The sequence below is a fragment of the Halosimplex aquaticum genome, assembly GCF_028747785.1.
GTDB classification, from domain to species: domain Archaea; phylum Halobacteriota; class Halobacteria; order Halobacteriales; family Haloarculaceae; genus Halosimplex; species Halosimplex aquaticum.
Genome location: NZ_CP118158.1, coordinates 4,192,287 through 4,216,962, shown reverse-complemented (window position 1 = coordinate 4,216,962; position 24,676 = coordinate 4,192,287). Strand labels below are relative to the sequence as shown.

At 69.8% G+C, this 24,676-nt stretch carries 26 protein-coding genes; 13 read left to right on the top strand and 13 right to left on the bottom strand.

The window, feature by feature from the left end; genetic code table 11:
* The first annotated feature begins 39 nt into the window (after positions 1 to 39).
* Both PSC72_RS20720 and mptA read left to right on the top strand, forming a co-directional pair.
* The gene (locus PSC72_RS20720) at positions 40 to 609 is read left to right on the top strand and encodes a response regulator (RefSeq protein ID WP_274323326.1); all 570 of its coding nucleotides are present in this window, start codon (positions 40 to 42) and stop codon (positions 607 to 609) included.
* A 105-nt stretch (positions 610 to 714) separates the two neighbouring features.
* Complete coding sequence (mptA, locus tag PSC72_RS20715) at positions 715 to 1,647, top strand: GTP cyclohydrolase MptA (RefSeq protein ID WP_274323325.1); 933 nt, start codon at positions 715 to 717, stop codon at positions 1,645 to 1,647.
* 33 nt (positions 1,648 to 1,680) lie between these two features.
* Here mptA and PSC72_RS20710 read toward each other — a convergent pair whose 3' ends face one another.
* Positions 1,681 to 2,142: a hypothetical protein gene (locus PSC72_RS20710; protein ID WP_274323324.1), complete on the bottom strand. Its 462-nt coding sequence runs from the start codon at positions 2,140 to 2,142 to the stop codon at positions 1,681 to 1,683.
* A gap of 120 nt (positions 2,143 to 2,262) precedes the next feature.
* Here PSC72_RS20710 and PSC72_RS20705 point away from each other — a divergent pair, with 120 nt between their 5' ends.
* Positions 2,263 to 2,691, top strand: a complete 429-nt coding sequence (locus PSC72_RS20705; protein ID WP_274323323.1) for a universal stress protein — start codon at positions 2,263 to 2,265, stop codon at positions 2,689 to 2,691.
* 18 nt (positions 2,692 to 2,709) lie between these two features.
* Here the strand turns inward: PSC72_RS20705 and PSC72_RS20700 are convergent, their stop codons facing one another.
* Positions 2,710 to 3,165 carry a universal stress protein gene (locus tag PSC72_RS20700; RefSeq protein ID WP_274323322.1) on the bottom strand — a complete coding sequence of 152 codons (456 nt, stop codon included), beginning with the start codon at positions 3,163 to 3,165 and terminating at the stop codon, positions 2,710 to 2,712.
* A gap of 121 nt (positions 3,166 to 3,286) precedes the next feature.
* On the opposite strand from PSC72_RS20700, the gene PSC72_RS20695 reads away from it, so the two are divergent.
* Entirely contained in the window at positions 3,287 to 3,625 is a 339-nt protein-coding gene (locus PSC72_RS20695) for a ferredoxin (RefSeq protein WP_274323321.1), read from the top strand.
* Between the two features lie 225 nt (positions 3,626 to 3,850).
* Positions 3,851 to 4,363 carry a metal-dependent hydrolase gene (locus PSC72_RS20690; RefSeq protein ID WP_274323320.1) on the top strand — a complete coding sequence of 171 codons (513 nt, stop codon included), beginning with the start codon at positions 3,851 to 3,853 and terminating at the stop codon, positions 4,361 to 4,363.
* A gap of 114 nt (positions 4,364 to 4,477) precedes the next feature.
* On the opposite strand, the gene PSC72_RS20685 is transcribed toward PSC72_RS20690, so the two are convergent.
* The gene (locus PSC72_RS20685) at positions 4,478 to 5,869 is read right to left on the bottom strand and encodes an arylsulfotransferase family protein (RefSeq protein WP_274323319.1); all 1,392 of its coding nucleotides are present in this window, start codon (positions 5,867 to 5,869) and stop codon (positions 4,478 to 4,480) included.
* 238 nt (positions 5,870 to 6,107) lie between these two features.
* Between PSC72_RS20685 and PSC72_RS20680 the strand changes: the two genes are divergently transcribed.
* Positions 6,108 to 6,581 carry a metal-dependent hydrolase gene (locus PSC72_RS20680; protein WP_274323318.1) on the top strand — a complete coding sequence of 158 codons (474 nt, stop codon included), beginning with the start codon at positions 6,108 to 6,110 and terminating at the stop codon, positions 6,579 to 6,581.
* A 14-nt stretch (positions 6,582 to 6,595) separates the two neighbouring features.
* On the opposite strand, the gene PSC72_RS20675 is transcribed toward PSC72_RS20680, so the two are convergent.
* Positions 6,596 to 7,684 (bottom strand): KaiC domain-containing protein, encoded by a 1,089-nt coding sequence (locus tag PSC72_RS20675; protein ID WP_274323317.1) that lies wholly within the window; start codon positions 7,682 to 7,684, stop codon positions 6,596 to 6,598.
* 171 nt (positions 7,685 to 7,855) lie between these two features.
* On the opposite strand from PSC72_RS20675, the gene PSC72_RS20670 reads away from it, so the two are divergent.
* Entirely contained in the window at positions 7,856 to 8,710 is an 855-nt protein-coding gene (locus PSC72_RS20670) for an NAD(+)/NADH kinase (protein WP_274323316.1), read from the top strand.
* Positions 8,711 to 8,777: 67 nt separating this feature from the next.
* Here the strand turns inward: PSC72_RS20670 and PSC72_RS20665 are convergent, their stop codons facing one another.
* Together PSC72_RS20665 and PSC72_RS20660 are read right to left on the bottom strand one after the other, a co-directional pair.
* Complete coding sequence (locus tag PSC72_RS20665; protein ID WP_274323315.1) at positions 8,778 to 9,065, bottom strand: hypothetical protein; 288 nt, start codon at positions 9,063 to 9,065, stop codon at positions 8,778 to 8,780.
* A gap of 113 nt (positions 9,066 to 9,178) precedes the next feature.
* Positions 9,179 to 9,760 (bottom strand): GNAT family N-acetyltransferase, encoded by a 582-nt coding sequence (locus tag PSC72_RS20660; RefSeq protein ID WP_274323314.1) that lies wholly within the window; start codon positions 9,758 to 9,760, stop codon positions 9,179 to 9,181.
* Positions 9,761 to 9,928: 168 nt separating this feature from the next.
* Here PSC72_RS20660 and PSC72_RS20655 point away from each other — a divergent pair, with 168 nt between their 5' ends.
* Positions 9,929 to 11,992, top strand: coding sequence for an AMP-binding protein (locus PSC72_RS20655; protein WP_274323313.1), 2,064 nt, complete (start codon positions 9,929 to 9,931; stop codon positions 11,990 to 11,992).
* A gap of 21 nt (positions 11,993 to 12,013) precedes the next feature.
* Here PSC72_RS20655 and PSC72_RS20650 read toward each other — a convergent pair whose 3' ends face one another.
* From PSC72_RS20650 to PSC72_RS20625, 6 genes are all read right to left on the bottom strand, one after another.
* Positions 12,014 to 13,219, bottom strand: coding sequence for a hypothetical protein (locus PSC72_RS20650; protein ID WP_274323312.1), 1,206 nt, complete (start codon positions 13,217 to 13,219; stop codon positions 12,014 to 12,016).
* A 28-nt stretch (positions 13,220 to 13,247) separates the two neighbouring features.
* Entirely contained in the window at positions 13,248 to 14,483 is a 1,236-nt protein-coding gene (locus tag PSC72_RS20645) for a zinc ribbon domain-containing protein (protein WP_274323311.1), read from the bottom strand.
* Between the two features lie 106 nt (positions 14,484 to 14,589).
* Positions 14,590 to 15,720 (bottom strand): PP2C family protein-serine/threonine phosphatase, encoded by a 1,131-nt coding sequence (locus PSC72_RS20640; protein WP_274323310.1) that lies wholly within the window; start codon positions 15,718 to 15,720, stop codon positions 14,590 to 14,592.
* On the bottom strand, positions 15,717 to 16,964 hold the full coding sequence (locus PSC72_RS20635) for a protein kinase domain-containing protein (protein WP_274323309.1): 1,248 nt from the start codon (positions 16,962 to 16,964) through the stop codon (positions 15,717 to 15,719). The genes PSC72_RS20640 and PSC72_RS20635 overlap by 4 nt, the downstream gene beginning before the upstream one ends.
* Positions 16,961 to 18,154, bottom strand: a complete 1,194-nt coding sequence (locus tag PSC72_RS20630) for a vWA domain-containing protein (RefSeq protein ID WP_274323308.1) — start codon at positions 18,152 to 18,154, stop codon at positions 16,961 to 16,963. The genes PSC72_RS20635 and PSC72_RS20630 overlap by 4 nt, the downstream gene beginning before the upstream one ends.
* A gap of 101 nt (positions 18,155 to 18,255) precedes the next feature.
* Positions 18,256 to 18,387, bottom strand: a complete 132-nt coding sequence (locus PSC72_RS20625) for a hypothetical protein (RefSeq protein WP_274323307.1) — start codon at positions 18,385 to 18,387, stop codon at positions 18,256 to 18,258.
* Between the two features lie 414 nt (positions 18,388 to 18,801).
* On the opposite strand from PSC72_RS20625, the gene PSC72_RS20620 reads away from it, so the two are divergent.
* From PSC72_RS20620 to PSC72_RS20600, 5 genes are all read left to right on the top strand, one after another.
* Positions 18,802 to 19,788: an ABC transporter ATP-binding protein gene (locus PSC72_RS20620; protein WP_274323306.1), complete on the top strand. Its 987-nt coding sequence runs from the start codon at positions 18,802 to 18,804 to the stop codon at positions 19,786 to 19,788.
* Positions 19,785 to 20,633 (top strand): ABC transporter permease, encoded by an 849-nt coding sequence (locus PSC72_RS20615; protein WP_274323305.1) that lies wholly within the window; start codon positions 19,785 to 19,787, stop codon positions 20,631 to 20,633. The genes PSC72_RS20620 and PSC72_RS20615 overlap by 4 nt, the downstream gene beginning before the upstream one ends.
* 222 nt (positions 20,634 to 20,855) lie before the next feature.
* Entirely contained in the window at positions 20,856 to 21,494 is a 639-nt protein-coding gene (locus PSC72_RS20610) for a hypothetical protein (protein ID WP_274323304.1), read from the top strand.
* A gap of 3 nt (positions 21,495 to 21,497) precedes the next feature.
* Positions 21,498 to 21,785: a transcriptional regulator gene (locus tag PSC72_RS20605; protein ID WP_274323303.1), complete on the top strand. Its 288-nt coding sequence runs from the start codon at positions 21,498 to 21,500 to the stop codon at positions 21,783 to 21,785.
* 299 nt (positions 21,786 to 22,084) lie between these two features.
* A complete protein-coding gene (locus PSC72_RS20600) occupies positions 22,085 to 23,383 on the top strand; it encodes an aryl-sulfate sulfotransferase (RefSeq protein ID WP_274323302.1) in 1,299 nt (432 codons plus the stop codon).
* Between the two features lie 155 nt (positions 23,384 to 23,538).
* Here PSC72_RS20600 and PSC72_RS20595 read toward each other — a convergent pair whose 3' ends face one another.
* Complete coding sequence (locus tag PSC72_RS20595) at positions 23,539 to 24,510, bottom strand: phosphoadenosine phosphosulfate reductase family protein (RefSeq protein ID WP_274323301.1); 972 nt, start codon at positions 24,508 to 24,510, stop codon at positions 23,539 to 23,541.
* Positions 24,511 to 24,676: the final 166 nt, after the last annotated feature.

Here is a 24,676-nt window from a genome sequence, read left to right as displayed (position 1 = left end):
AGCTTTTTGCACACCGTTGTTCCATATGTCCACGTTCGAATGACAAGTCAGGAGCGGGCGGTCGTGCTCATCGTCGACGACGAGCCCGCAGTCGCCGATTCGTACGCCGCACACGTCAGGGAGGAGTACGCGGTCCGAACTGCCTACAGCGGGGAAGAAGCGCTCGCGGAACTGGACGAGGCGGTCGATGTCGTGCTGCTTGACCGGCGGATGCCCGACATCGTCGGCGACGACGTCCTCGAGACGGTCCGCGAGCGGGGACTCGACGCACGGGTGGCGATGGTGACCGCCGTCGACGCGGACTTCGACATCGTCGACATGGAGTTCGACGACTACGTGGTCAAGCCGATCAGCAGCGAGGAGCTCCTGGAGACGATCGGCCGACTGTTGCGCTGTGCGGAGTACGAGCGGACGCTCCGGGACTACTACCGCGTGACGCGGACGGCCGTCGCCCTCCAGTCCGCGAAAGAGACGTCGGAACTCGACGGCAGCGAGGAGTTCCGGCGGCTCGAATCCCGGCGCGAGGAACTGCGGGACTCGCTGACCGCGGCCGCCGACCGTCTCGCCGACGACGACTTCGAGGCGCTGTTCCGCGACCTCGAAGACTGACGGCGCCCTCGCCGGTCGGCCGTCGAGCGAGTGCCGCGTCACCGAGCGTGGCGAATACTCGGCTTTTCGAAAGCACTATTCGGGGAAGGTCCTAAGCGGGGCGCAATGACTCCGCAACTGCCGGACGTCCAGGCGTCGAGCCCGGACGTGACCGTCGGCCTCAACCGCGTCGGCGTCACCGGCGTCGAGAAGCTCGTCGAGATCGCACGGGAGGACAAACGCCCGTACGTCCTGATGGCCGAGTTCGAAGTGTTCGTCGACCTGCCCAGCTGGCGCAAGGGCGCAGACATGAGCCGGAACATGGAGGTCATCGACGAGACGCTCGAAGCGGCCGTCAGCCGCACCGACTACCGCCTCGAAGACATCTGCGGCAACGCCGCCGAGCGCCTCCTCGAGAAACACGACTACACCGAGCAGGCGGAGGTCCGCATGGAAGCCGAGTTCGTCACCCGCGAGCAGACCCCGGCGAGCGACCTCCCCACGCAGTCGACCGCCGACGTCATCGCCTCGGCGACCGCCACCGAGGACGGCACCGACGAGGAGATCGGCGCCTGCGTCACCGGCATGACGGTCTGTCCCTGCTCGCAGGGCATGTCCGCCGCCCGCGCCCGCGAGACGCTCCGCGAACAGGGCGTCGACGACGAGACGATCGAGGAGTTCCTCCGCGAGGTGCCCCAGCCCGGCCACTCCCAGCGCGGCCACGCGACGATCACCATCGAGAGCGAGGGCGGCCCGGACGTCGACCTCGTGGAACTCATCGAGGTCGCGCGCGACTCGATGAGCGCCCGCATCTACAACCTCGCCAAGCGGCCGGACGAGGACCACATGACCTACCAGGCCCACCTCGACGCCAAGTTCGTCGAGGACTGCGTGCGCGCCATGGCCGAGGGCGTCGTCGAGGAGTTCCCCGAACTGGACGACGACGCTGTCGTCTACATGGAGCAGTCAAACGACGAGTCCATCCACCAGCACAACGCTCACGCCGAGCGGCTGGCCGACGTGGCGACGCTCCGCTCGGAAGTCAACGGCGACGACTGAGCCCGCGACCGGGACGACGACTGACCGCGCCCGTCAGGACGCCGATTCTCCGCCGTCGTTCGACTCCCCCTCGCGATAGACGAGCAGGTAGAACAGCGGCAGCGTGACCAGCAACGCGCCGAAGGTGTTCCGCGGCTGTGCGAACACGTCCGGCGGCGCGAAGACCGTCCCGACCATCATGGCGCTTAGGAGCGCGAGCAGCACGGTCAGCGTGAGCCGCTCCCGGTCCGACTGGGGCCGAGTTCGGTCGCCGCGATAGTAGATGTAGCCGACAAGCAGCGGCGGGACGACGGCGACAGCTATCGCCCACCCCGCGGGCCGCTCGGTCGCCCGTGCTCTCGCGTCCTGGTACACCCAGACGACCAGCGTCGCCCACGTGAGGGCCGGGATCGCCAGCGCAGCGACGAGCGACCCGACCGGTTGCAGGGGCGGCGTGGCCGTCGCGGTGACCCGCGCGACCGCGGCGAGGGACGGCGCCGCCATGGCGGACGTCATGGAACTGCGTTGTCGGGGCGTCCTCGAAAGCCTTCGGTTGCAGGCGTCCGGCCGATCCCGACGGAGTCGCACCCGCGAGCGCGCCGAAGATTGAAGCACCGAGCGGAACGTATGTTACCTATGGGCAAACGAGTTCTCGTCCCGGTCGACGGGTCGGAACAGGCACACAGGGCGTTCGAGTTCGTCGCCGAGGAGTTCGGCGACGCCGAGGTGGTGCTCCTGCACGTCATCAACCCCGCCGAGGCGGGCTACAGCGCGCAGGCCTCGATCCCGAGCTTCTCCGAGGAGTGGTACGAGGGGGAGAAGGCCGCCGCCGAGGAGCTGTTCGACGACATCGCCGACCTCGCGGCCGACACCGAACTCACCGTCGATCGCGCCATCGAGGTCGGCAAGCCGATCCGCGTCATCGTCGAGTACGCCGAGGACAACGCCGTCGACCAGATCGTCATGGGCAGCCACGGCCGCTCGGGCGTCACGCGCATCCTGCTGGGGAGCGTCGCCGAGGCCGTGGTCCGGCGATCGCCGGTCCCCGTCACCGTCGTCCGCTGAGCGGACGCCCCGTCCCTGTCAGTCCTCGCCGGCGTGCCTGACGATGTGGACGTCGTAGCGGGGGTCTTCCGAGACCGGTGCCCCGACGCTCGTGACCGGCGTCGAGACGCGGCCGGCGTTCTCGCTCCCGATGAAGACGATCTCCGCGTTCACGTCCTGGGCCACGGTTCGAATGGTCCGGACCACGTCGGTCGTGATCGACGCGACCGAACTCACGTCCTCCGGCCGCTCGCAGCGGAACGTCGCGTTAGGCGCGATCGCCGTCACCTGTGCCTCCAGCGCCGATTCTATCTCGTCGGGGTCGTAGCGCTCGTCTTCGTCGATCCAGCCGCGCTCGACGGCGAAATCGCGCTCGTCGAGCGGGATGACGACTAGGGCGACGACCTCCTCGTCGGTCAGCGCCGCGAACTCGGTCGCCCGCTCCAGCGCTGCCTCCGCGAGGGCGGATCCGTCGAAGGGCACCAGATAGGTCATGCGTCGAGGTGGGGCCGCCCGAGTCTTATAAGCGGCGGGCGGGCCGTCGGCGCGATCCGCGGGGTCACGGAATTTCGCGCGAAGCGACAGACGAAAGGTCCGCGACTGCTCATCTTTGAGCATGGCCGAGGACGGACCCGTCGATCCGAGCACGATCGGCGAGAGCGACGCGCCCCCCGTAGCGGACAAGCCCTACAAGATCATCTTCGAGGCGAACAAGTGCTTCGGCGCCGGGAAGTGCGCCGAGGTCTCGGACAACTGGAAGCTCGACATCTCGACCGGTATCGCCCAGCCACAGGCGTACTTCATCGACGAGGACGACCTGGACGAGAACGTCCGCGCGGCGGAGGTCTGCCCCGCGAAGAAAGACCGCGGCGTCATCCATGTCGTCGACCGCCGCACCGACGAGGAGATCGCCCCGGACCCGAACGGCGACGGCACCCTCTCCGTCGACTGGTAGGGTCGGCCTTCCCCGCGTTCGCCGACCCGATTTCGATGCCACTACGCGAGAGCGGCGCGTGCGCCCGGCCGGTGTTCGCGGCGCCCGTCCGCCGTCGCTTCGCCGCCCGGAGACGCCGGTCGAGAAGCCTCGGAACAGGCGAGACCGCGATACCGCGGAGCCGCGAACGGAAGCCGCATGCGAGCGAAACGTTCATCATAGATACCGGGTAACTGCTCAGTACTCGTGGCCGCATATCCAGGCGGGGAGGTCGGATTCGGCGTCGCGGCGGTCCTGACACACGCGGCGATCGGGTTCACACTCGGGTCGGTCCTGTTCGACAGGCCCCTGGCGGGCACGCTCGGCGGCGTGGTCGCCGACGTCGACCAGCTGTTCCCCGCGTTTTTCGGCCCGCCGTTCGTCCATCGCGGTATCACACACTCGGCGCTCGCGGCTGGAATCGCGGTCGCAGTCGTCGCTCGGCGCGACCGCCGAGCGGCCGGCGCGGTCGGCGTCGGGTACCTCTCGCACCTGCTCGTCGACGCGACGACGCCGAAAGGTATCGCGCTCGCCTATCCGATATCGACGGAGAACGTCGGCGTGCTCCTCCGCGCCCACTCGCCGACGGCGTCGGTGGCACTCTGGCTCGGCTGCGGGCTCGTGATGCTCCTCCACCGCTACGATGTCGGGCGCGAAATCCGGTCGCGGATCCGAATCGTCGGCGACTGGGTCAGACGCGGCGCCCGGCCACCGGGTTGAACGGTCCAGTTTCCCCTCCGGTCGACGCCCCCGTGCCCGCGAGCGGGCTCGTCGAGGACACCACGCGCCACACATCTTTGTCGTCAGCGAGTGACTGTCGCCCGCCTCCGATCCCTATCTGACACCGTCTGAGCGCGACAGCCGCACCCCGTAGGGGGACCAGTAGAGCTCCGCAAGCCCCCACGCGAGCGCCACCGGCGGGAGCGACAGCAGTCCGCCGAGTTCGACGATGCCGATCCACGGCGGCAACACGTAGAGCAGCGGGTTGACCACGATGCTCGGGAGGACGCTCGACCACGCCGCGACCGCCTCGTCGGCGGCCGCTTCCCAGACCGGCCGGTCGCTCTCCGCGACGGGTTCCGCGACCGATCTGCTCTCGATCCCGGCGCGAACCGCCGACGGACCGCCGGCGCTCTCGTCGCCCGTGCCGAGCCGTTCGGCCTCGTAGGGTCCCTCGATATCGACTCGCCAGACGACCCGTCCGGCCTCGTCGACCTCGATCACCCGGCCTCCGTTCGTGTCGGTGATCAGGGTGTGACCGTTGGGGAGTCGGTCGGCGTCACGCGGCCACCGCAGTTCGGTGTCCCGCCACTGCCAGGTCCGCGTCCACGTCCCGGCAGAGGCGTTGGTTGGACCGCCCGGACCGCCCGTATCGGTCCGGTTTACCCGCTGGTACTCGACGATCCGGTTGTTCTCCGAGTCGGCGACCACCACCGACGGACCGCCCCGCTCGGGCGGGATGTAGTCGGGGTTGTGCTGCTCGTAGAGGCGGGAGTGGTTCCCGTCGCTGCCGAGCGACCAGCCGCGCCGGACGCCCGTCTCGGGGTCGACGAACGCGACGGTGTCCTGATTGCGCAGGCTCACCATGACCCGGCCGTCGGGCAGTCGCTCCACGTCGTTCAGGTGCGTCCAGTCGTTCGGGAATATCCCGCCGGAGCGCACGTCGTACCCGTTCTGAGCGTGCCAGGACCAGGTCTCGATACCCGTCGAGGTATTGACGACGAACACCCGGTCGTGGGCGATGTCCGCGACGAGCCAGCGGTGGGGACCGATCCGGTCCGCGTCGTGCCAGTGGTTCTGCGCCTTCGCGACAACGCGCGAGTAGAGTCGCTCGGCCTCGCCCGTCGTGAGGTTCACGCGCTCGATGAACTGCCGCGTGCAGGGCTCGCTGGAGTGACACTCCGCCCGGTTCAGCTTCTCTGTCCCGATGTACGTGACCGTGTACGCCCCCCGCGGGCTCGGGTCGACGTCGTCGTACACCCCGTGGGAGTCGTTGAAGTACAGCACGGACCCGTCGGGCGCGTACGCGACGATCCGGTTGTTCCCTTGCATGCTCGTCGTGATGACCGTCGTCCCGTTCGCGGGCGCGACGGTCTCCGCGCCCGCGGCCGTCACGTCGGCGCCGTCCCCGACGACCCACGACAGGAGGCCGGATCCGACGAGCGCGACGGCGAACAGAACCAGTCCAGCGAACACGGTGCGAGCGAGCGTCCGTCGCCGACTCACGATACGGGAGGTTCGGCGGCGACGGAGATAACCGACCGCCCTTTGGTCGCAAGCGCGACGGCGGACCCGAGCGGATCCGGGAGAGCGATCGCCCGACGACGTGACGCCGAGCGAGCGTGCCTCCGCGGATTCCGCGTCGGTCGCCAGAAAGCGGCGACGCGGGCCGGCGTACGGCCGTCACGAGACGGCTGGCAGTTCAGGCAGAAGGACTTTCCGGCTCGATTCGGAGTCGGTATCCGTGGCGACCTACCCCGGGGGACACGCGGTGTTCCTGCTCGCGGCGCTCGCGACGCACACGTTTCTCGGCTACGCGCTCGGGTCGGTCCTGTTCCGGCGGCCGGTCGCGGGCGCGCTCGGCGGCGTCCTCCCGGACGTCGACTTCCTCTTCCCCGCGTTCCTCGGGCCGCCGTTCGGTCACCGCGGCCTCACGCACACGCTCCTCGCCGCGGGGGTCGCGGCCGCCCTCGCGGCGCGTCTCGACGGGCGGACTGCCGCTGCCGTCGGTACCGCCTACCTCTCGCACTTGCTCGTCGACGCGACCACGCCGATGGGCGTCGCACTCTGGTATCCCGTCGCGGACGAGCGCGTTCGGTTTCTCCTCCACGGGCACTCCCCGGTCGGGACAGTCGCCATCTGGACGGGGTGCCTGCTCCTCCTCCTGGGCCGTCGCTTCGCGCGAAGCGGTTCGAACGGCCGAGGCGACGGGGGATGACCGGCGCGGCGGCGTCAGAAGATGTTGGCCTGCTCGTAGACGGAGATGCCGTCGAGGGTGATCTCGTAGGGCTTGGTCTCGCGGGAGTGGTTGGCGTTGCGGATTTTCTGTATCTCGACGGCGAGACGGGTCTCCTGGGTCTCCGAGCGGACGTAGCGGAGGAGGAAGACGGCGTCGGTGAGGTACTCGATGATGCCGTGGCGGGAGGCGTAGGGGTTGTCCTCGTTGGCCTCGCTGGTGAGGACGGTGGTGACGCCGGCCTGCTTCAGGCTCTGGGTGAAGTCGAAGACCTCGGTGCGGCGGCGGGAGACGTCGTCGTACATCATCTCCAGCAGGGAGACCGAATCGAGGACGAACCGGTCGGCGCCGAAGTCCTCGATGAGGGCGGGGAGTTCGCCGCGGATGTTGTCGAGGCTGTTGGCCATCTCGACGGGGTCCAGGTCGACGACCGCGAGGTTGCCCTCCTCCTCGTGGCGCTCGAACTCCCAGCCGCGCTCGGCGGCGGTCGAGATGATGTCGTCGTGGGTCTGTTCGAGGGTGATGAAGACGCCGCGGTCGGTGTCTTCCTTCTCCAGACCGTGCTGGAGGAACTGGAGGCCGAAGGTCGTCTTCCCGGTGCCGGCGCCGCCGACGATGACGATGAGGTGGCGCAGCGGGAGGCCGCCCTGGATCATGTTGTCCAGGCCCTCGATGCCGAGGTCGAGCCGCGGGATGTCCGACTCGAAGTCGTCGTCATCGAACTCGGCGTCGCCGCCTCCCGCTCCGCCCATCGCCTGCGCGAAGTCCTCGTCGAACAGCCCGCCGTCGCCGCCACCGCCGCCGAAGTCGGCGCCGTCACCGTCGAACTGGCCGCCGCTTCCCGTGTCGCCGAACGCACTCTCGGTGCCGGTTCCGACGTCGCCGAAGGCGCTCGCGCCGCGGTCCTCGTCCCGGCCGTCGAATTCACCGTCGCCACCGGCGTCGAAGGCGCCGCCGTTCCCGGTCGCGGGGGCGTCTTCGTCCGGCTCGTCGCGCCGCTCGTCCGCAGCGGTCGCTTCGGAGTCGTCGGACTCCTCGTCGCCGAACGCGCTCTCGAACCAGTCGTCGTCTCCGTCGTCGCTCATCGTCTCACGGCCCCGATGTCCGGGGTAGCCATGGCCGAAGGTGAGTCTCCCCACGCATTAATGTTACCCGCCAGCTATCGCGCCTGATTCGGACCGGCGGGACGCGGACGCCGGCCGCGCGTCGGCCGGCGAAGGGGTCGTTTATTGCGGTGGAGGGCCAAGTCCGGGCAGATGCGAGTCGGAATCGTCGGACAGCGGGGCAACCGCCGCGCCGCGGCCATCGTCGCTGACCTCTACGAGCGCCTCGACGGCATGGGCGTCGACGTCGACGTCGACGAGGAATCGGCGGCCGACGCCGCGGCCTGGCCGAACGACCACCCCGATCCGGCCGACCTGGGCGTGCCCGCCGACCGGATGGCCGACTGCGACCTCGTCGTGAGCATCGGCGGCGACGGCACCTTCCTCTTCGCCGCCCGCGCGGCGGGGTCGACCCCGATCATGGGCGTCAACCTCGGCGAAGTCGGCTTTCTCAACGCCGTCTCCCCCGAGAACGCCGTCGGCGCCGTCGCCGCGGAGGTCGAGGAGTACCAGGAGCGCGGCGCCGTCGAGACGCGAGACATGCCGCGCGTCGAGGCCAGCGGCGACGGCTGGTCGCTCCCGCCCGCGCTGAACGAGGTGGTCGTGCAGGGGCCGCGGCGAGGCCACGGCGGCGGCGCGGCGCTGGAAGTCCGCGTCGACGGGTCGCTGTACACCAGCGGGCGGGCCGACGGCGTCCTCGTCGCGACGCCGACCGGGAGTACGGCGTACAACCTGAGCGAGGGCGGCCCCCTCGTGCACCCGAGCGTGTCCAGCCTCGTCCTCACGGAGATGTGCGGCGAGGAGTCGATGCCGCCGCTGACCGTCGACGTCGACAGCACCGTGACCGTCCGGCTCACGGACGCCGACGGCGGGTTCGTCGTCAGCGACGGGCGGGCGAGACAGGAGCTGTCCGTCCCCGCGCAGGTGACGCTCGAACGCGCCGACCGGCCGGTCCGGATCGCCGGGCCGCCGCTGGACTTCTTCGCGGCGCTCGGCAAGATCGAGTGACTCCGGTCGAGGCGACGCGCTGAGAGAAACAGAGAGCGGGAGACGCGACGGGAAAACGGGCGGCGGATTACTCCTGGGCAGTCGCGTACAGCACGGGCGAGATGACCAGCAGGACGAGGCCGATCATCTTGTACTGGAGGATGCTGGTCAGGAGGCTCAGTTCCTTGGGCTCGTAGAGGCTGCTGGGAGCGAGGAGGAAGATCGCGCCGAACGTGATGAGGTGCAGCGTCAGCAGTTTCCGGGACCGCTGGGTGGCGACCGCGAACAGTCCCAGGACGAGCCCGACGATGAGCGCGTCGCCCAGATTCACCTTGAGCAGGAACCCGTCGATCACCTGCAGTGGGATCGGGAGCATTCTTGTCTCGAAACTGGCCGTGAGACAATCATTAAACTTCCGTTCCCGCCCCGTTCGCGGCCCGTGAAACGAACCCGCCGTCCCGAACGTGTGCGCGGCGGGCGACCGTGCGGCTATCGACCCGTGTCGTACTTGTAGGTCGCCTCGTCGGGGTCGATCCCGAAGTCCTCCGGCCCTTCCTCGGGCTCGGTGTCCCCTTCGGCGGCGGCCGCGCCCTTGAACGCCTCGCGCAGCCGCGACGGCATCTGGAACCGCTCGGGGTCGATCCGCATCGGCACCGCCTCGGGCGCGACGCCCTCGCGCTTCTGCTCGAGGCGCTCGCGCAGGCGCTCGGGGAGCTTCGCCTCCCCGACGCGTTCGAAGCCGAACTGCGCGAGGTAGTCGGGCTGGTCGGTCAGCGAGTAGACGGTGTCGAAGCCCTCGTCGCCGGCGGTCCTGACGAGTCGCTCGACGACGTGCGCGCCGACGCCCTGGTCGCGCCAGCCGTCGAGGACGCCGATGCTCGTCAGTTCGCAGAACTCCCCGTCGTCGGTCTTGTGGACCCGGTATCGCCCGAACCCGGCTTTCACGTTGTCTCGCTCGTCCATCGCGATGACGTAGTCGCGCGAACGGAACGCTGTCTCGTCGAGTCCCATCGCCTCGATGTGGTCGAGCAGCCAGGCCTCGTCGCGGTTTTTCGCGTCCCGAACGTACATGTGCTACCCTCAGACGGCCACGCGAAAAGTACTTGCGGGCGTTCGAGCACGCGTGACGGGGCCGCGTATCGGCCACAGCAGAGATTAGCGGCCGCGAATCGCCGTCCAGCGGCGATCCGACACGATCGTCCGGGCAAGTAATTTGTGATAGCTGAGCGAACTTCGAGTATGGCGTCCGACTCACTGGCAGACACCGACGAGGTGGTCCACCGGCCGGACCGTGAGTTCGTCGAGTCGACGAACGTCTGGGAGTTCATGCAGGCGTACGACATCGACGACTACGACGAACTGATCGACCGGACGACGCGGGCCGACCCCGGCGAGCCCGCCTCGGGGGTCGACTGGTTCTGGGACGCGGTGACGGACTACCTCGACGTGGAGTTCTTCGAGCCGTACGACCGGGTCAGAGACGACAGCAGGGGACCCCAGTTCTCGGAGTGGTACCCCGGGGGCACGACGAACGTCGCGCACAACGTCCTCGACCGCCACGCCGCGACCGGCGTCGAGCGGCGGAACAAGGTTGCCTGCATCTGGGAGGGCGAACCCGTGGGCCCGGACGGGGAGGCGACCGAGATCCGGGAGGTCACCTTCCACGAACTCCACCGCCAGTCGAACATGGTGGCGAACTACCTCGACTCGCGGGGCGTCGGCGTCGGCGACACCGTCGGGCTGTACATGCCGATGGTCCCCGAGGTCGTCTCGATCCTCTACGGCTGTTTCAAGGTCGGGGCCGTCGCCGTCCCCATCTTCTCGGGGTTCGGCGTCGACGCGACCGCCACGCGCATCGACGACGCCGAGTGCTCGGTGCTGTTCACCGGCGACGGCTTCTACCGCCGCGGGAGCGAGGTCCGCCTGAAGGGCACCGCCGACGACGCCATCGACGAGGCCGGCCACGTCGAGGAGGTCGTCGTCTACGACCGACTGGGAACGCGAGGCGGCGACGCGGGCGGTTCAGAGGGGGCAGGCGCCGACGATCACGACATCCCGTGGACCGAGGGCCGCGACCGCTGGTGGGAGGAGGCCGTGACGCCCCACGACGACGCGTTCGAGACGCGCGAACTCGACGCGAACCGGGAGTCGATGCTCCTCTACTCGTCGGGCACCACCGGGGAGCCGAAGGGCATCGTCCACACCCACGCCGGCGTGAACGTCCAGTGTGCCAAGGAGCTGTACTTCGGCTTCGACCTGCAGCCCGCCGACCGGTTCTTCTGGGTGTCGGACATCGGCTGGATGATGGGCCCGTGGACGCTCATCGGGAACCACCACTTCGGCAACACCGTGTTCATGTACGAGGGCGCGCCGGACTACCCCGAGCCCGACCGCTACTGGGAGATGATCGACCGCCACGGCATCACCCAGTTCGGCATCTCCCCGACCGCGATCCGGGCGCTGCGCAAACACGGTGACGAGTGGCTGGAAGGCCACGACCTCTCCAGCCTCCGCCTGCTCGGCTCCACGGGCGAGCCCTGGGACCCCGAGTCGTGGCTGTGGTTCTACGAGGAAGTGGGCGGCGGCGACACCCCCATCATCAACATCTCCGGTGGCACCGAGATCTGCGGCTGTTTCCTCATGCCGATGCCCATCCAGGACCTCAAGCCGTGCACGCTCGGCGGGCCCGGGCTGGGGATGGACATCGACATCGTGAACGGCGAGGGCGAGAGCGTCGCCGACACGCACGAGCGGGGGTATCTCGTCGCCCGCGACTCCTGTCCGTCGATGACGAAGTCCCTCTGGCAGGGCGACGAGCGCTACCTCCGCGAGTACTGGTCGACGTGGGACGACCGCTGGGACCACGGCGACTGGGCGCAGAAGGACGAGGACGGGTTCTGGTTCCTCCACGGCCGGGCCGACGACGCGCTGAACGTCGCCGGGCGGAAGGTCGGCCCCGCCGAGGTCGAGGGCGCCGCCATCGAACACGACGGCGTCAACCAGGCCGCCGCCGTGGGCGTCCCCGACGACACGACCGGGACCGCCGTCGTCCTCTACGTCGTCACCGAAGACGGGTTCGCGGAAGGCGACGAACTGCGGGAGGAGATCAGGGAGCTGGTCGGCGAGGAACTCGGCAAGCCGTTCCGCCCCCGCGAGGTGCTGTTCGTCGACGAGTTCCCCAAGACCCAGAGCGGGAAGATCATCCGCCGCGCCATCCGCGGGACTTACACCGGCGAGGACCTGGGCGACATGTCCAGCATCGAGAACCCCGACGCCCTCGAAGACGTCGAAGCCGCGCGGTAGCGGGCCGACCGCCCAGCGCGCTCAGTTCTCGTCCAGCACTGCGTTGCAGTTCGGACAGTTGGTGTGGCCGGCGTCGGCCTCGTACGTCTCCCCGCAGATGGGACAGAACTCGTTTTTCGTCGCGTCCTCGGCCACGGCTCGCGTCGCGTCCCCGTCCGCAGTCAGATCGGCGTCGTCCGGCGGTGTGAACACCCGCGTCTGGCCAACGTTCTGGGCCTGCTCGTCGCCAGTGGTGCCGGCACCGTCACCGCTCGCCGTCGCGGCCGTTGCGGTCGAACTGCCGCTGGCGGGTGAGGAGTCTGCGGCGTCGTCCGTCGCGGACGAACCCTGTTCGCTCGGTTCGACCTCGGTCTCACCGCCGCCGCCGTCCGAGGCGGTGCCCATCGCGAGGCGGTCGGAGGTGCCCGGCTGGACCACCTGCGGATAGCGCTGGCCCGCCCGGATCGCCGACCGCGGCACGTCGGGGCGGCGGATGCGGACGATCAGGCTCGCGAACAGCTGGACCCAGACGTACGCGACGGCGAGGACGCCGGGAATCGCGACCGCCGCCAGGGGGAGCGCCGGCGCGGAGACGCCGGCCCGGCTCACCGTCCCGAAGGCGATATCGGCGACGCCGTACCGGGCCGCGACGGCCTCGACGAGGGCCGTCTGGCCGGCGAGCGACGACGCGAGCGTCACCGTCGCGGTCGCCGCGACGGCCGCGGAGACGAACAGCAATCCCTGGAGCACCCGCGGGACGGAAAACGAGTAGACGCGGTAGCCGTAGGCGACGGTCCGCACGAGCAGGAGGGTGTTCGCGACGGCGAGCGAGGCGAGGACGTACCACGTCGCGACGCCGCGGACCGCGCCGACGGCGACTGCGGCGATCAGTAGCAACAGCGGCGGGACGAGCGCGACCAGCGGCCGGTCGAACCGGTAGCACTGCTCTACGTTCCCGCGCAGGTTCGTGATGTTCCCGACGACGTACCGGACGGCCGCCGCCGACGGGACGAGGACCCAGAGCACCGCGAAGGTCGCCGCGAGGGCAGCCGCCTCCGTCGACCAAGGGTCGACCGAGTACGACCCGACGGCGAGGTCGGCGACCTGGTCGACGGCGGCGCCGGTGCCGGCCAGCCAGATGAGGTAGCCGGCGCCGCCGAGGAAGAGGCCGGCGAAGAGCCACCGCTCCTCGTCTCCGAGGAGGCGGAACGACCGGCCGAGTTCTCGTCTTGTGTCTCTGGTGTCCATGCTGGTTCGTTCGACCGCGGTCGGCGACTCAGGGCGTCCGGACGCGCATCGTCGCGACGCCGGAGAGCTCGATCCGGTCGCCGGGCGAGACGGGGACGCGGTCGCCCTCGTCCAGCGACCGGCCGTTCACCACGGTCGGGTTCTTGCCCAGCGCGACCAGGTGGAACTGCCCGTCCTCGCGGACGAACTGGACGTGCTCGCGGTGGATGCTGAGCGCGTCGTCTTCGTCGCCACCGGTGTTCATCACGATGCTGCGGATCGTTCGACCCACCGTATCCCCGTCCCACACTTGAACCTCGCGGTTACGCACGACGAGGACCAGCGATTCCGGCCCTTCGCCCGCGCCGCCGGAATCGGTCCCGGCGTCGGCTCCCGCGTCCGCGTCGCCGGACGCCGCAGATCCGGAAGCGTCCGCACCGGCTTCGGAAGCGTCGGCGCCCTGTCCGTCCGAAGGCGCCGCTGCCGAGCCGCCCGGTTCGTTCGCCGCCGTGTCGTCGGCGGACGCGTCCGTCTCGGCGCCGCCCGAGCGATGCGCGTCGAGGTCCTCGCCGCAGGTCGCACAGAAGTTGTCGTCGGGGTCCACGTCCGAATCGCAGGCGGGACACGCCGTCAGCGGCCCCGGTTCGAGCGCGGAGACGTCTTCCCCGCAGGTCGCACAGAAGTTGTCGTCGGGGGCGACGGACTCACCACAGCCCGGACACGACAGGTCGGCGTCGTCGGTGTCGTCGGCGTCGCCGGCCGCTTCCGCCGACTCCGTCGCCTCGTCGGCGTCTGGCGCGCAGTCCGCCGGTGACGCGTCGACGGACGGAACGGCCTTGCCGTCGTCGGACGCCGACTCGCCGTCGGCGCTCTCGGCGGCGTCCGGGGTTTCGCCGGTGTCCGCGGTGTCCGGGGTGTCGGACTCCGCCGAGTCCGCCTCGGCCTCGGTCGACTCCTCCGAGGCGTCGGACTCCGCGTCCGGGATCTCCCCGTCGAGGTCCGATGGGCCGTCGTCGCGCTCCGCGGCGCCGTCGGACCCGTCCGCGGTGGCCGAATCGTCGGCGGTCGTCTCCGCGGCGTCGTCGTCCGGCGCGGTCTCCCGGCGCGCGCCGTGGTCGGTCGCCGACTCGCTGTCCCCGTCGTCCGTCTCTGACCCACCGGGAGCGGCGGCTTCGTACTGCCACTCGCCGCAGTCCGAGTTCGTACACCAACCCCCCGCGGCGGTCGGATCGAACGCCTCCCCGCAGAGGGGGCACTCGACCGACTCGCTCGTGCTGTGCGACATAGCTGTCGGCATATGCAGGCCGGTCATGAAAACAGTTGCCCTCACTCGCCCACCGTCGCCGAATTCCTGACAGCGATCGGACCGACAGCGCGGGGCCGCTCGCCGGTCAGCCGCTCTCGCCGAGGACCGTCTCGCGGTCTTCGAGCGCCGGTTCGGCCCCCGCGGCGCGCGGCGGCGGGTCATCCGGGGTCGCCGGGAGCGTCCCGTCGCGGAGCAGGACGGTCGAGAGGTTGTCCTTGCCCCCGCGCTCGTTTGCAAGGTCGACCAGGCCCTCGGCGGCGGCGTCGAGCGACCGCGCCGAGAGGACGGCGTCCCGGATCTCCTCGTCGGTCACGGCGCGGTCGCGGATCACCGCGGCCATCTCGTCGTCGCGGCCGGCCTCGACGTACCACTCGTAGAGCTTCGCGGCCTCGGTCTGGGCGTCGACGAGGCCGTCGCTCGTGACGAGCACCACGTCCTCCCGGTACAGCGGCACCGTCGCAGTCTCGACGTCCACCGTCGCCGTCTCGGGGTCCTCGCGGCCGCTCCCGCCGACCGCGCGCGTGATCTCGTTGCTGCGCGGGTGGACGAGCGCTTCCACGTCGTCGATCTGGTCGGCCTCGCGCAGGCGCTGGACGACCGCGTGGTCGGTCGTGAGCGGGAGGATCTCGTCGCGCGCGGCGTTGACGAGATACGCTCGACTGTCGCCGACCCATCCGTAGTGGAGCCGCCCGCCGACGACGACGCCGGCAACCACCGTCGCGTGCGCCTGCTGGCCGCTCTCGGCGGCGTATTCCAGCACCTCCCGGTGGGCGGCCACGATCGCCTCGGCGACCGCGGATTCGATGTCGCCGGCCCGCGGCGTCGGCGGTAACGAGTCCTCGACCGCCACACCGAACCCGGCCGGATCGCTCCGGGCGGCGCTGACGGCGGTGCCAGCGAGGCGCTCGCAGACGGCCGTCGTCGCGATGTACGACGCCGCGTCGCCGGCGTCGTGGCCGCCCGCGCCGTCCGCGAGCGTGACCACCGCCGCGCTCCGGTTCCCGGCGCCGTCGCCAGTCGCCGTCCGGTCGGTCGCGTCCCCCGATTCGTCCCCCTCGTCTCCGTCGTCTCCGTCGTCGGCGCTCGCGCTGTCGCGTTCGTACCCCAGGAACCCCTCGCGGTGGCCCTGCTCGAACACGGAGACGGCGACGCTGTCCTCGTTGATGCCGTCGTCGCGCTTGCGGTCGCCGACGTCGTAGTGTGTCGCGTAGTTCATGCCTGATCACTCTCGAATTCGAACGTGACGCCGTAGCTCGGGTGGACGAGCGCGATCAGGTCCCCGTCGCGAAGTCCGTAGAGCTCCGGCGGTACCTTCCCCTCCCGGTCGGTCGCGTCCTCGCCGCACGCTTCGAGGCGCTCGCGGCCCTCCTCGCTGAGGACGCGCTGCCAGCCGCTGCCGGTCTGGACGTAGGTCCCGTTGAGGCTCCGGTCGCGGATGAACCACTCGCCGTCCGCGTCCGTGTCGAACTGGACCTGCACCGTCGAGATGTACTCGCCGTCGTCCTCGACGACGATGGACGACCGCGGCCCCTCGGCGTAGCGCCGACCGATCGTGTCCCCCGGATAGACGGTGTAGGACTCGTCTTCCTGGGTGTAGCGCACCGTGGCGGCCGGCGGCGGCGTCGGGTCCCTGGCTTCGAGCACCCGCTTCATCGCCGTCGCGTTGCGGTAGCGGTCCTCGTAGTCGGTCTGGGTCGCCATCTCGACGATCTCCGCGAGATAGGGCTCGCAGTCGGCGCCGAAATCGCGCGGGTCGACGCCGTCCTTGCGCGGGACCGTCCCCTTGAGCAAGTAGAGGAGGATCTTCCCGACGGAGTAGACGTCCGACCACGGCCCCTGTCGCATCTCGGTCTGGTCGGCCTCGGCGACCTCCCTGGGCTTGTACGGACCGACGATGGTCGTCTGGTCGGCGGCGTCGTCGCCGGCCTCCGCTCCCGCGGTGAAGCCCGTCGCCGTGTTGAAGTCGATGAGCACCGGCGTCACCGTCCCCCCGCGGTGGGTGATCATCACGTTGTCGGGCTTCAGGTCGCGGTAGACGATCTCGTTCTCGTGGAGGAAGCTCATCGCGTCGCAGAGGTCGATGCCGATCTGGCGGACCTCGTCGACGTCGTCGAGCGGGCCGGTCCGCCGGATCGCGTCGTCGAGTTCGTACCCGTCGACGAGTTCGACGACGAGGACCGACGTGCCGTCGTCGTCGGCCACGTCGAGCAACGACATGACGTTCGGGTGGCCGCCGACCGCCCGGATCGCTTCGAGCGTCTCGGCCTCCTTCTCGAAGTAGGCCGTGACGATGTCGCGGTCGTTCTGGCTGCCCTCGTAGTTGGGGTACTTGACCGCCACGGACTCGCCGGTCCGGGTGTCGGTCGCGCTGAAGACCTTCGCGAACCCGCCCTCGCCGATCACCTCGCCGAGTTCGTACCGGCCGACGACCAGATCCCCTTGCGACGGCGCGGCCGTCATTCTATGCGGGAGTCGTCGACGATCCGCGTCGCGTCGTTGCGCTCCTCGCGGCCGCCCTCGCTGACGAGACGGGTCTGGCGCTTGGCCTCCTCGACGACGGCGGTGTCCGCGCCGTGGATCCGGGTCATCTTCTCGACCTGCGTCTCGGCCTCCGCGACGTTGCCCTTCCCGAGTTCCGTCCGGACGACCGTCTGGCGGTGGTCGAGCGACACCGACTCGTTGTGCTCGGCGAGTTTCGCGTTGTCGTCGGTGTACTCGGCGGCGATGCGGTCGGTCGCTTCGCGGCCCGACGCCGTGAGCGTCACGTCGACGAGCGTCTCCTCGCCGAGTTCCTCGCGGGCGGGCGCGTGGACCTTGAGGACGACCCGCTGGGACTCGCGCTCGGCGAGGTCGGGGAGCGGGACGCGGGCGGCGTTGCCCCGCCAGTTCACGTCGACCTCCTGAGCCTGCGGGAGCGCGCGGTACACCTCGCTCACCTCGACGCCGGGCGCCGCGTCGAGTCCGAGGCTGGCGTCGGTCGCGACGACCGACTGGGCCTGCTCGACCGCAGCGCCGAAGAACGACTCGATGTCGCCGGGCGATTCGAGGTGCGTCCACTCGCCGCGGGCCGTCGTTCCGAGCGTCCGGATCGTCTCCTCGTCGTAGTCGGAGCCGATGCCCGCCGAGAGGATGCGGATCCCCGAGTCGTCGATGTCCTTCGCCAGCTCGCGGAAGTCCCCGGGTTCGTGGGAGTTGTCCTTGCCGTCGGAGAGCAGGAGTATTCGGCGGACGGCGTCGTCGGTCTCGGGACGGTATCCCAGCGAGTCGAGCGCGGTCCTGGCACTGTCCAGGCCGTCGTACATGTCGGTGCCGCCGCCTGCGCCCAGGTCGTCGACGCGGCTCATCGCGGCCTCGCGGGATGTCTCGCGCCACTGGGTCGGTCGCATGACGACGGACGCCTCCGAGTCGAAGGCGACGATGCCCACGTAGTCGTCGGGTTCGAGCAGTCCGAACACCCACGAGGCGCCCTCGCGGGCCTGGTCGATCTTCGCGCCGTCCATCGACCCGCTGGTGTCCAGACAGAGGACGATGTGGCGCTCGCTCACCCCCGATCCCGCCTGTGCACCCGGTTCGACGTCGACCGTCGCCGTCAGCGTCGTCCCGTCGGCGGGCACGTACGGCCGGTTGACGTCGGTCTCGATTGCTACCATCGTTCCCCACGTTGCTCCGGTCCCGTATGTACTTTTATCCGACCCGCCGGGCCGTCCCGCTCGCGCGGACGACCCGCGTGCCCGTCCTCCAGGAACAGATCTTACGCGAACAAGCTCTGGATCACGTCGCCGAAGCGCAGCAGCACCATACCGCCCACGAGCATCGCGAGTAGCCACAGGAACGTGATGATCACGCTCCTCCGGACGAACGGATCCTCGGTCCAGGTTGCCATACCCCACACTACGGGCACCGGGACCCAAAAAGACTCGCGTCGGTCGGGCCGTCCAGAGCCGACTCGACAGACGGCGGCGGTCAGTCGGGCCACGTCGCGCCAGAATCCGGCCGCTCGTGGACGAGTCCGCGTCGCCACCGTGCGATCCCCGATCGCGAACGTCGCGTTCCACACCGGAGTTTGCGGTTCACACCGGAGTTTGCGTCGCAGACTGAACTTTGCGTCGCAAATAAAGCTTTGTATTACAAAGTTACTCTGTGACGCAAACTTTATTGGGACAGAAACAAGTTTTCGACCTGTGGCGATGTCCCGTCCCGTCTCCCCCGCGCCCTCGCTGCACAGGCGATCGAACGCCCGAACCGGCTCAGGTCGGCGAATCAGACGACGGCTCCGTCGCCGGGAGGTGTCCGCCCCGTGAGCGCCGTCGAACTCGATGGAGTGACGAAGCGGTTCGGGAACGTGACCGCGATCGAGGACCTCACGCTGACGGTCGATCGGGGCGAGGTGTTCGGCTTCCTCGGTCCGAACGGCGCGGGCAAGTCGACGACGATCAACGTCTTGCTGGGCTTCCTGGAGCCGACCGCGGGGACCGCTCGCGTGCTGGGGACGGACGTGACCGAAGCGTCCCGCGCGGTCCGCGAGCGCGTCGGCCTCCTGCCGGAGGCGTTCGACGGCGTCCCGAACCTCAGCGCGAGCGAACACGTCGAGATCGCGATCCGGACCAAAGGCGCAGACGACGACCCCGACGCCCTCCTCGAACGCGTCGGCCTGGACCCGGACGACGCCCGCCGGCCGGCCGACGACTACTCGACGGGGATGCACCGGCGGATGGCGCTGGCGATCGCCCTCGTCGGCGACCCTGACCTGATCGTCCTCGACGAGCCGTCCGCGGGGCTCGACCCCAACGGCGTCCAGCTCGTCCGCGAGATCGTCCGCGAGGAAGCCGAGCGCGGCGCGACCGTCTTCTTCTCCTCGCACATCCTCGACGAGGTCGAACGTGTCTCCGACAGGGTCGGCATCCTGCAGGACGGGCGACTCACGGCCGTCAACTCCGTCGAGAACCTCCGCGCCGAACTCGGGATGGGCGCCGTCGTCGAGGCGACCGTCGACGACCCCGTGGCTCCCGACGCCGTCGCCGCGGTCGACGGCGTGACGGACGTGACGGTCGCCGACTCGACCGTCCGCGTCGCCTGCGCCACGCCGCGGGCGAAGATGCCCGCGCTCCGGCAGATCGACCGGGCGACGACCGTCGCGGACGTGACCATCGAGGAGGCCTCGCTGGAGGACCTGTTCGAAGCGTACACCGCGGGCGACGCGGATAGACCGGACTCCGGCGCCGACGGGCGCGCGGGCGGCGGGGCAGACGAGGGCGCCGCGGCCAGCGGGGGTGAGCCGGCGTGAGCGCGGTGACCGTCGCGCGATCGGACTTCCTGAGCATCCGACGGTCGTCCGTCGTCGGCGGCGTGGTCGCGACGTTCGCGCTGGTCGTCGGCCTGGCCTTCCTCGGGTCGAGCGAGGTGCACCCGCACCCGGTCAGGACGACCTGGGGCTTCGCCGCGCTGGTGGCGTGGGCGTTCCCGCTCCTGCTCGCGCCGCTGACGTACCTCGCAGTCGCCGGCGACCGGACCCGGGGGACGATCACCTACCACCTCGGGCTCCCGAACTCGCGCGCCGAGTACTTCGCCGGCAAGTACGCCACCCGCGCGGGCGTCGCCGTCGCGACGATGGTGATCGGCGTGGCGGCCGCGTTCGCCGTCGCGGTCGCGACCTACGAGCACGCGCCCGATCCCGCCCGATTCCTGGCGCTCGGCGCGCTCTCGACGCTGTTCGCCCTCTCGATGGCCGGGACCTTCGTCGCGGTGTCGGCCGCGGTCGCCTCGCGGTCCCGCGCCATGATCGGGGTCCTCGGCGCGTACTTCGTCCTCTCGGCGTTCTGGGTCGGCCCGCTGCCCGCCCTGAATCTCGGGACGGCGCTCGACGCCGTCGCGTCGCTCCCCGGCGTGACGATCGCCGACTCGACGCGGGCGCTGGTCGGGTCGCTCTCCCCCGCCGGCGCGTACTTCAACACGCTGCCGGAGTTGGTGTGGGCCGACGCGCCCGGTCGGTACGAGGTGTTCGCGCAGTTCGAGGCGACGCCCGACTTCCTGGCTTACGAGCCCTGGTTCAACGTCGCGGTGCTCGTAGCCTGGACCGTCGGCGCCCCGCTCGCCGGCTATCTGCGGTTCCGCGGGGCCGAACTCGGGTGACCCGACGGCCCCGCTCCAGCGGTGGTCCCCGCTGGCGCTTCCGGAATCGACTTACCGGCCCTCCGACAACGACGGGGCAACGACCGCCGAACGCAGCCATGACAGACCAGCGAGCACCCCGCCCGTCAGCGCCGTTCGTCGCACAGCCGCAGCCTCCCGCTCCCGCGGGCGACCCGGTCTGCGGCGGCGCCGCAGACGCCGTCGGTCCGCGAGGTGGTCGCGGTGACTGACGCGACCGAGGACGTCGACCCAGAGGACCTCAAGCGGCAGCTCTCCGACATCAAGGGGGCGATGGGGCTGGCCGAGCAGTACCCCGGGCGAGCGCGGCTCTGGCTGCTGGTCGGGCTCGTCATCGGCGTCGCGGCGGTGCTCACGCAGGCGACGTTCTTCTACTACCGGTCGCTCGGTGCCACCGCGTACACCGCGATCTGGGTCGGTTTCGTCGCCGTGGCCGTCGCCGCTTCCTGGTGGATGGCGTCGCGGCTCCCGAGCGCGCCCGCGCCGGACACCGCGCCGAGCTGGCGCGCGGTCTTCGGGTCGCTCGCGCTGTTCCTCGCCGCCGGCGCCGGCGTCGCGGGCGACGTCGCGCGGCAAGTCCCCGGGCTGGACCGGGCGCTCCTGTACTTCGGGCTCGTCATCGCGACGATCGGACTGGGACTGCTGGTGACCGGCGCCGTGCTCACGAGCTATCGGGTCCGCCGTCGGGACAGGCTGGTCTTCTACGTCGGGGGCGCGTGGGTCCTCGTCTACGCCTCGTGGCTCCCCTACGTCCAGATCCTCCGCTGGGTCGGCGTCGGTCTCTTCGGCGTCCTCTTCGGCCTGTACGCGATAGCCGCCTACGTGTATCTGACGCGGGACTGACTCATGGACTTCGACAAACTCGTCCACCAGCCGACCCGGTTGCAGATCTTCGCCCACCTCTACCAGCACGGCGAGACGAGCTTCCCCGACCTCCAGAAGGCGCTGGACGTGACCGAGGGGAACCTCGCCAGCCACATCCAGCGGATGGAGGACGCCGACTGCGTCGCCGTCGAGAAGCAGTTCGTCGACCGCAAGCCCCAGACCACCTACGAGCTCACCGACCGCGGCCGCGAGAAGTTCGAGGAGCACATCGGTACCCTGGAGTCCCTGATCGACGACCTCGACGGGTGAAACACGCGAGCGACGCGAGCGCTTTTTGGCCCATGTTTTTGGCCGAGCGGGGCGCGAACTGCCAGGCGCGACCGAATTGGAGCACCTGGGTGGCGAGCGGCGAAGCCGCGAGCCACGAGCGCTCCCGAGGCGAAAAACATGGTCGCCAGGAGCACATCGGCACGCTGGAGTCCCTGATCGACGACCTCGACGGGTGAACGCGGACGAGCGGTCGGGCGAGATGGTCGGCGTTCGAACTGACCGAAACCGCTTGCAGTGACGGCGTCGTCGGTTAAGTGGCTCACGGCCCTAGCGGTCGTATGTCGCGCTCGGTACTCCGGTCGCGGACGCGACTGGGCGTCCTGCGTCGGATCGCCGCCGTCGCGGTGGTCGTCACGGTCGCCCTCCTCGCGTACTCGTTCGTCGGCACGGCGATCGGCGACGACGGGAGACAGGCGACCGGCGAACGCGATCGGCCGCTCGTCGCCGCGATAGACGGCACTGGCCCGGGACAGATCGTCGCCTTCGGCGCGTCGGGCGAGGTGGTCCACCGGAACCGCTCGCTGTGGCTGTATCACGACGTGGACCCGAGTCCGCGAGGGTCGCAGACGGTGACCTACGTCGCGAGCGGACCGGCCGCCAGCCGTCACTGCGCCCGCGACACCTGCATCGAGAACGTCGTCAGGCGAGTGAACCTGACGACGGGCGAGGGGACCGTCCTCCACACGTGGAAAGGCTCGCTCAACGGCTCGGCCCAGTTCCACGACGTCGACCGGATCGACGAGTCTACCCTCCTGGTCGCCGACATCAGCTTCCCCGACCGGGTGTTCGCCGTGAACACGACGACCGACGAGGTGGTCTGGGAGTGGCGCGTCTCCGAGGCCTACGAGCCGTCGAGCGGCGGGAACTACCCCGGCGACTGGACCCACGTCAACGACGTGGAGTATCTGCCGGACGGTCGCGTGATGGTCAGCCTCCGGAACCAGGACCAGGTCGTCTTCATCGAACCCGGGGAGGGGCTGCAGGAGGACTGGACGCTCGGTGCTGACGGCGACCACGGCGTCCTCTACGAGGCGCACAACCCCGACTACATCCCCGCCGAGCGCGGCGGGCCGGCCGTCCTGGTCGCCGACAGCGAGAACAACCGGATCGTCGAGTACGCCCGCCGAAACGGGTCGTGGGTGCGCACGTGGACCTGGTCCGACGGCCGCCTCCAGTGGCCCCGCGACGCCGACCGCCTGCCGAACGGCAACACCCTCGTCGTCGACTCCCACGGCGAGCGAATCGTGAGCGTGGCGCCGTCGGGCGAGGTCGCCTGGTCGAAGCCGTTCCCCGACGGCGGCTACGACGCCGAGTTGCTGGGCACCGGCGACGAGAGCGCCGGCGGGCCGAGCGCGACCCGCGCCGGCCTGGAGTCGCGAAGCCGACAGATAACGAATCCGCGAGTGCTGGCCGTGTCGCTCGTCCCCCCGCTGGTCCTGCACGGCGCCCTGTTCGCCCTGCCCGCCTGGACGTCCGCGTTCGACGCGACGGTCCTCCTGGCCGCGGGCGCCCTCGTGACGGTGTGGCTGGTCGTCGAAGTCGCGGTCCGGACTCGGCGGCGGTATCGAAAGCGGTGACGACCTGTGCGAGGCCAGCCGCCGGGCCGGAGCCGAGCGGTACCGATCGCTACCGCGAAGTGGCGGAAGAAGAGCGCCCCGCCCGTCTTCGGGCGAGCGAAGCGGCCTGTGAGCGATTCGAGCGAGGAGAGCCTCTGTGAAACAGACGGCGGCCGTTACATGTAGCCGAGGTCGCGCAGGCGCTCCATCAGGTCCTCTTTGTCCTGGGCGCGGCCCGCGCGCTCGGTCGTGGATTCGAGATCCTGCTGCCAGGCCGGTTCCTCGGCGGCCTTGTCGGTCGAGACCTCAGAGCCGAGCGAGCGGAACCCGGCGAAGTACTTCGGCGAGACGGGGATGTCCTCCTGGGAGACGCCCTCGGGGAGGTCGTCGTCGGTCTCGGGGACGTAGCCCTCCTCGGGGAACTCCTCGACGGTGTCCGGGACGACGAAGTTCCAGAAGGCGTCCCAGACGGCGGCCTCGTCGAACTGGAGGATGGTCTGGACGCGGTCGTGGGGCGGGTAGATGTCCGGGTCGTGGCGCGGCGAGAAGAACGTCTCGTCGGCGCGGGACTCCTGCTCGTCCCAGCGGATGCCCGAGATGATGCCGTCGACCTCGTGCTCCTCGATGGCGTCGTTGAGCGCGACGGTCTTGAGCAGGTGGTTGCCCACGTAGGTGTCCAGCAGGAACGGGAAGGTGTCCTCCTCGTACTCGAGGATCTCGCGGACGTGGTGCTGGTTGTGCTCGGAGAGTTCGTCGATCGGGATGTCGTCGCCCGGTTCGAGACCGTGTTCGTCGACGTACTCGCCGACGTCCTCGTTGCGAGCCCAGATGACTTCCAAGTCCCACTCGTCGGCCCAGTGCTCGACGAAGTCGATCAGCTCGTCGAAGTGCTGGTAGTGGTCGATGAAGACGACCGGCGGGACTTCCAGATCGAACTTCTCGGCGACCTCCTTGACGAAGTAGAGCGTGAGCGTCGAGTCCTTGCCGCCCGTCCACATGACGACCGGGTTCTCGTACTCTTCGAGGCCCTGTCGAGTGACCTCGATGGCCTTCTCGATCTTGTCGTTGATGTGCGGGTAGTCGGCAGGGTCCTCGCCTTCGCCGGCGCTGTAGTCGACGTCCAGGTAGTCGGGGAAGTCTGCTGACATCGGTAATTACATCTCATTACCCGGCGGGATAAGTTCTTTTTGGAGAACCGGTGTGGTGGTATGTGAGAACGTCCTCCACGGTTGCGCGGAACCCCCGCGCGGTACCGCCGGCAGCGACGAGGCGTCGTGTCAGCCGATGCAACGATATGGGTCGGCATCGAACGGC

Coding starts and splice junctions, on each gene's coding strand:
- PSC72_RS20720 (WP_274323326.1), top strand. CDS start 40: ATGACAAGTCAGGAGCGGGCGGTCGTGCTCATCGTCGACGACGAGCCC.
- mptA (WP_274323325.1), top strand. CDS start 715: ATGACTCCGCAACTGCCGGACGTCCAGGCGTCGAGCCCGGACGTGACC.
- PSC72_RS20710 (WP_274323324.1), bottom strand. CDS start 2,142: ATGACGTCCGCCATGGCGGCGCCGTCCCTCGCCGCGGTCGCGCGGGTC.
- PSC72_RS20705 (WP_274323323.1), top strand. CDS start 2,263: ATGGGCAAACGAGTTCTCGTCCCGGTCGACGGGTCGGAACAGGCACAC.
- PSC72_RS20700 (WP_274323322.1), bottom strand. CDS start 3,165: ATGACCTATCTGGTGCCCTTCGACGGATCCGCCCTCGCGGAGGCAGCG.
- PSC72_RS20695 (WP_274323321.1), top strand. CDS start 3,287: ATGGCCGAGGACGGACCCGTCGATCCGAGCACGATCGGCGAGAGCGAC.
- PSC72_RS20675 (WP_274323317.1), bottom strand. CDS start 7,684: ATGAGCGACGACGGAGACGACGACTGGTTCGAGAGCGCGTTCGGCGAC.
- PSC72_RS20670 (WP_274323316.1), top strand. CDS start 7,856: ATGCGAGTCGGAATCGTCGGACAGCGGGGCAACCGCCGCGCCGCGGCC.
- PSC72_RS20665 (WP_274323315.1), bottom strand. CDS start 9,065: ATGCTCCCGATCCCACTGCAGGTGATCGACGGGTTCCTGCTCAAGGTG.
- PSC72_RS20660 (WP_274323314.1), bottom strand. CDS start 9,760: ATGTACGTTCGGGACGCGAAAAACCGCGACGAGGCCTGGCTGCTCGAC.
- PSC72_RS20655 (WP_274323313.1), top strand. CDS start 9,929: ATGGCGTCCGACTCACTGGCAGACACCGACGAGGTGGTCCACCGGCCG.
- PSC72_RS20650 (WP_274323312.1), bottom strand. CDS start 13,219: ATGGACACCAGAGACACAAGACGAGAACTCGGCCGGTCGTTCCGCCTC.
- PSC72_RS20645 (WP_274323311.1), bottom strand. CDS start 14,483: ATGTCGCACAGCACGAGCGAGTCGGTCGAGTGCCCCCTCTGCGGGGAG.
- PSC72_RS20640 (WP_274323310.1), bottom strand. CDS start 15,720: ATGAACTACGCGACACACTACGACGTCGGCGACCGCAAGCGCGACGAC.
- PSC72_RS20635 (WP_274323309.1), bottom strand. CDS start 16,964: ATGACGGCCGCGCCGTCGCAAGGGGATCTGGTCGTCGGCCGGTACGAA.
- PSC72_RS20630 (WP_274323308.1), bottom strand. CDS start 18,154: ATGGTAGCAATCGAGACCGACGTCAACCGGCCGTACGTGCCCGCCGAC.
- PSC72_RS20625 (WP_274323307.1), bottom strand. CDS start 18,387: ATGGCAACCTGGACCGAGGATCCGTTCGTCCGGAGGAGCGTGATCATC.
- PSC72_RS20605 (WP_274323303.1), top strand. CDS start 21,498: ATGGACTTCGACAAACTCGTCCACCAGCCGACCCGGTTGCAGATCTTC.
- PSC72_RS20600 (WP_274323302.1), top strand. CDS start 22,085: ATGTCGCGCTCGGTACTCCGGTCGCGGACGCGACTGGGCGTCCTGCGT.
- PSC72_RS20595 (WP_274323301.1), bottom strand. CDS start 24,510: ATGTCAGCAGACTTCCCCGACTACCTGGACGTCGACTACAGCGCCGGC.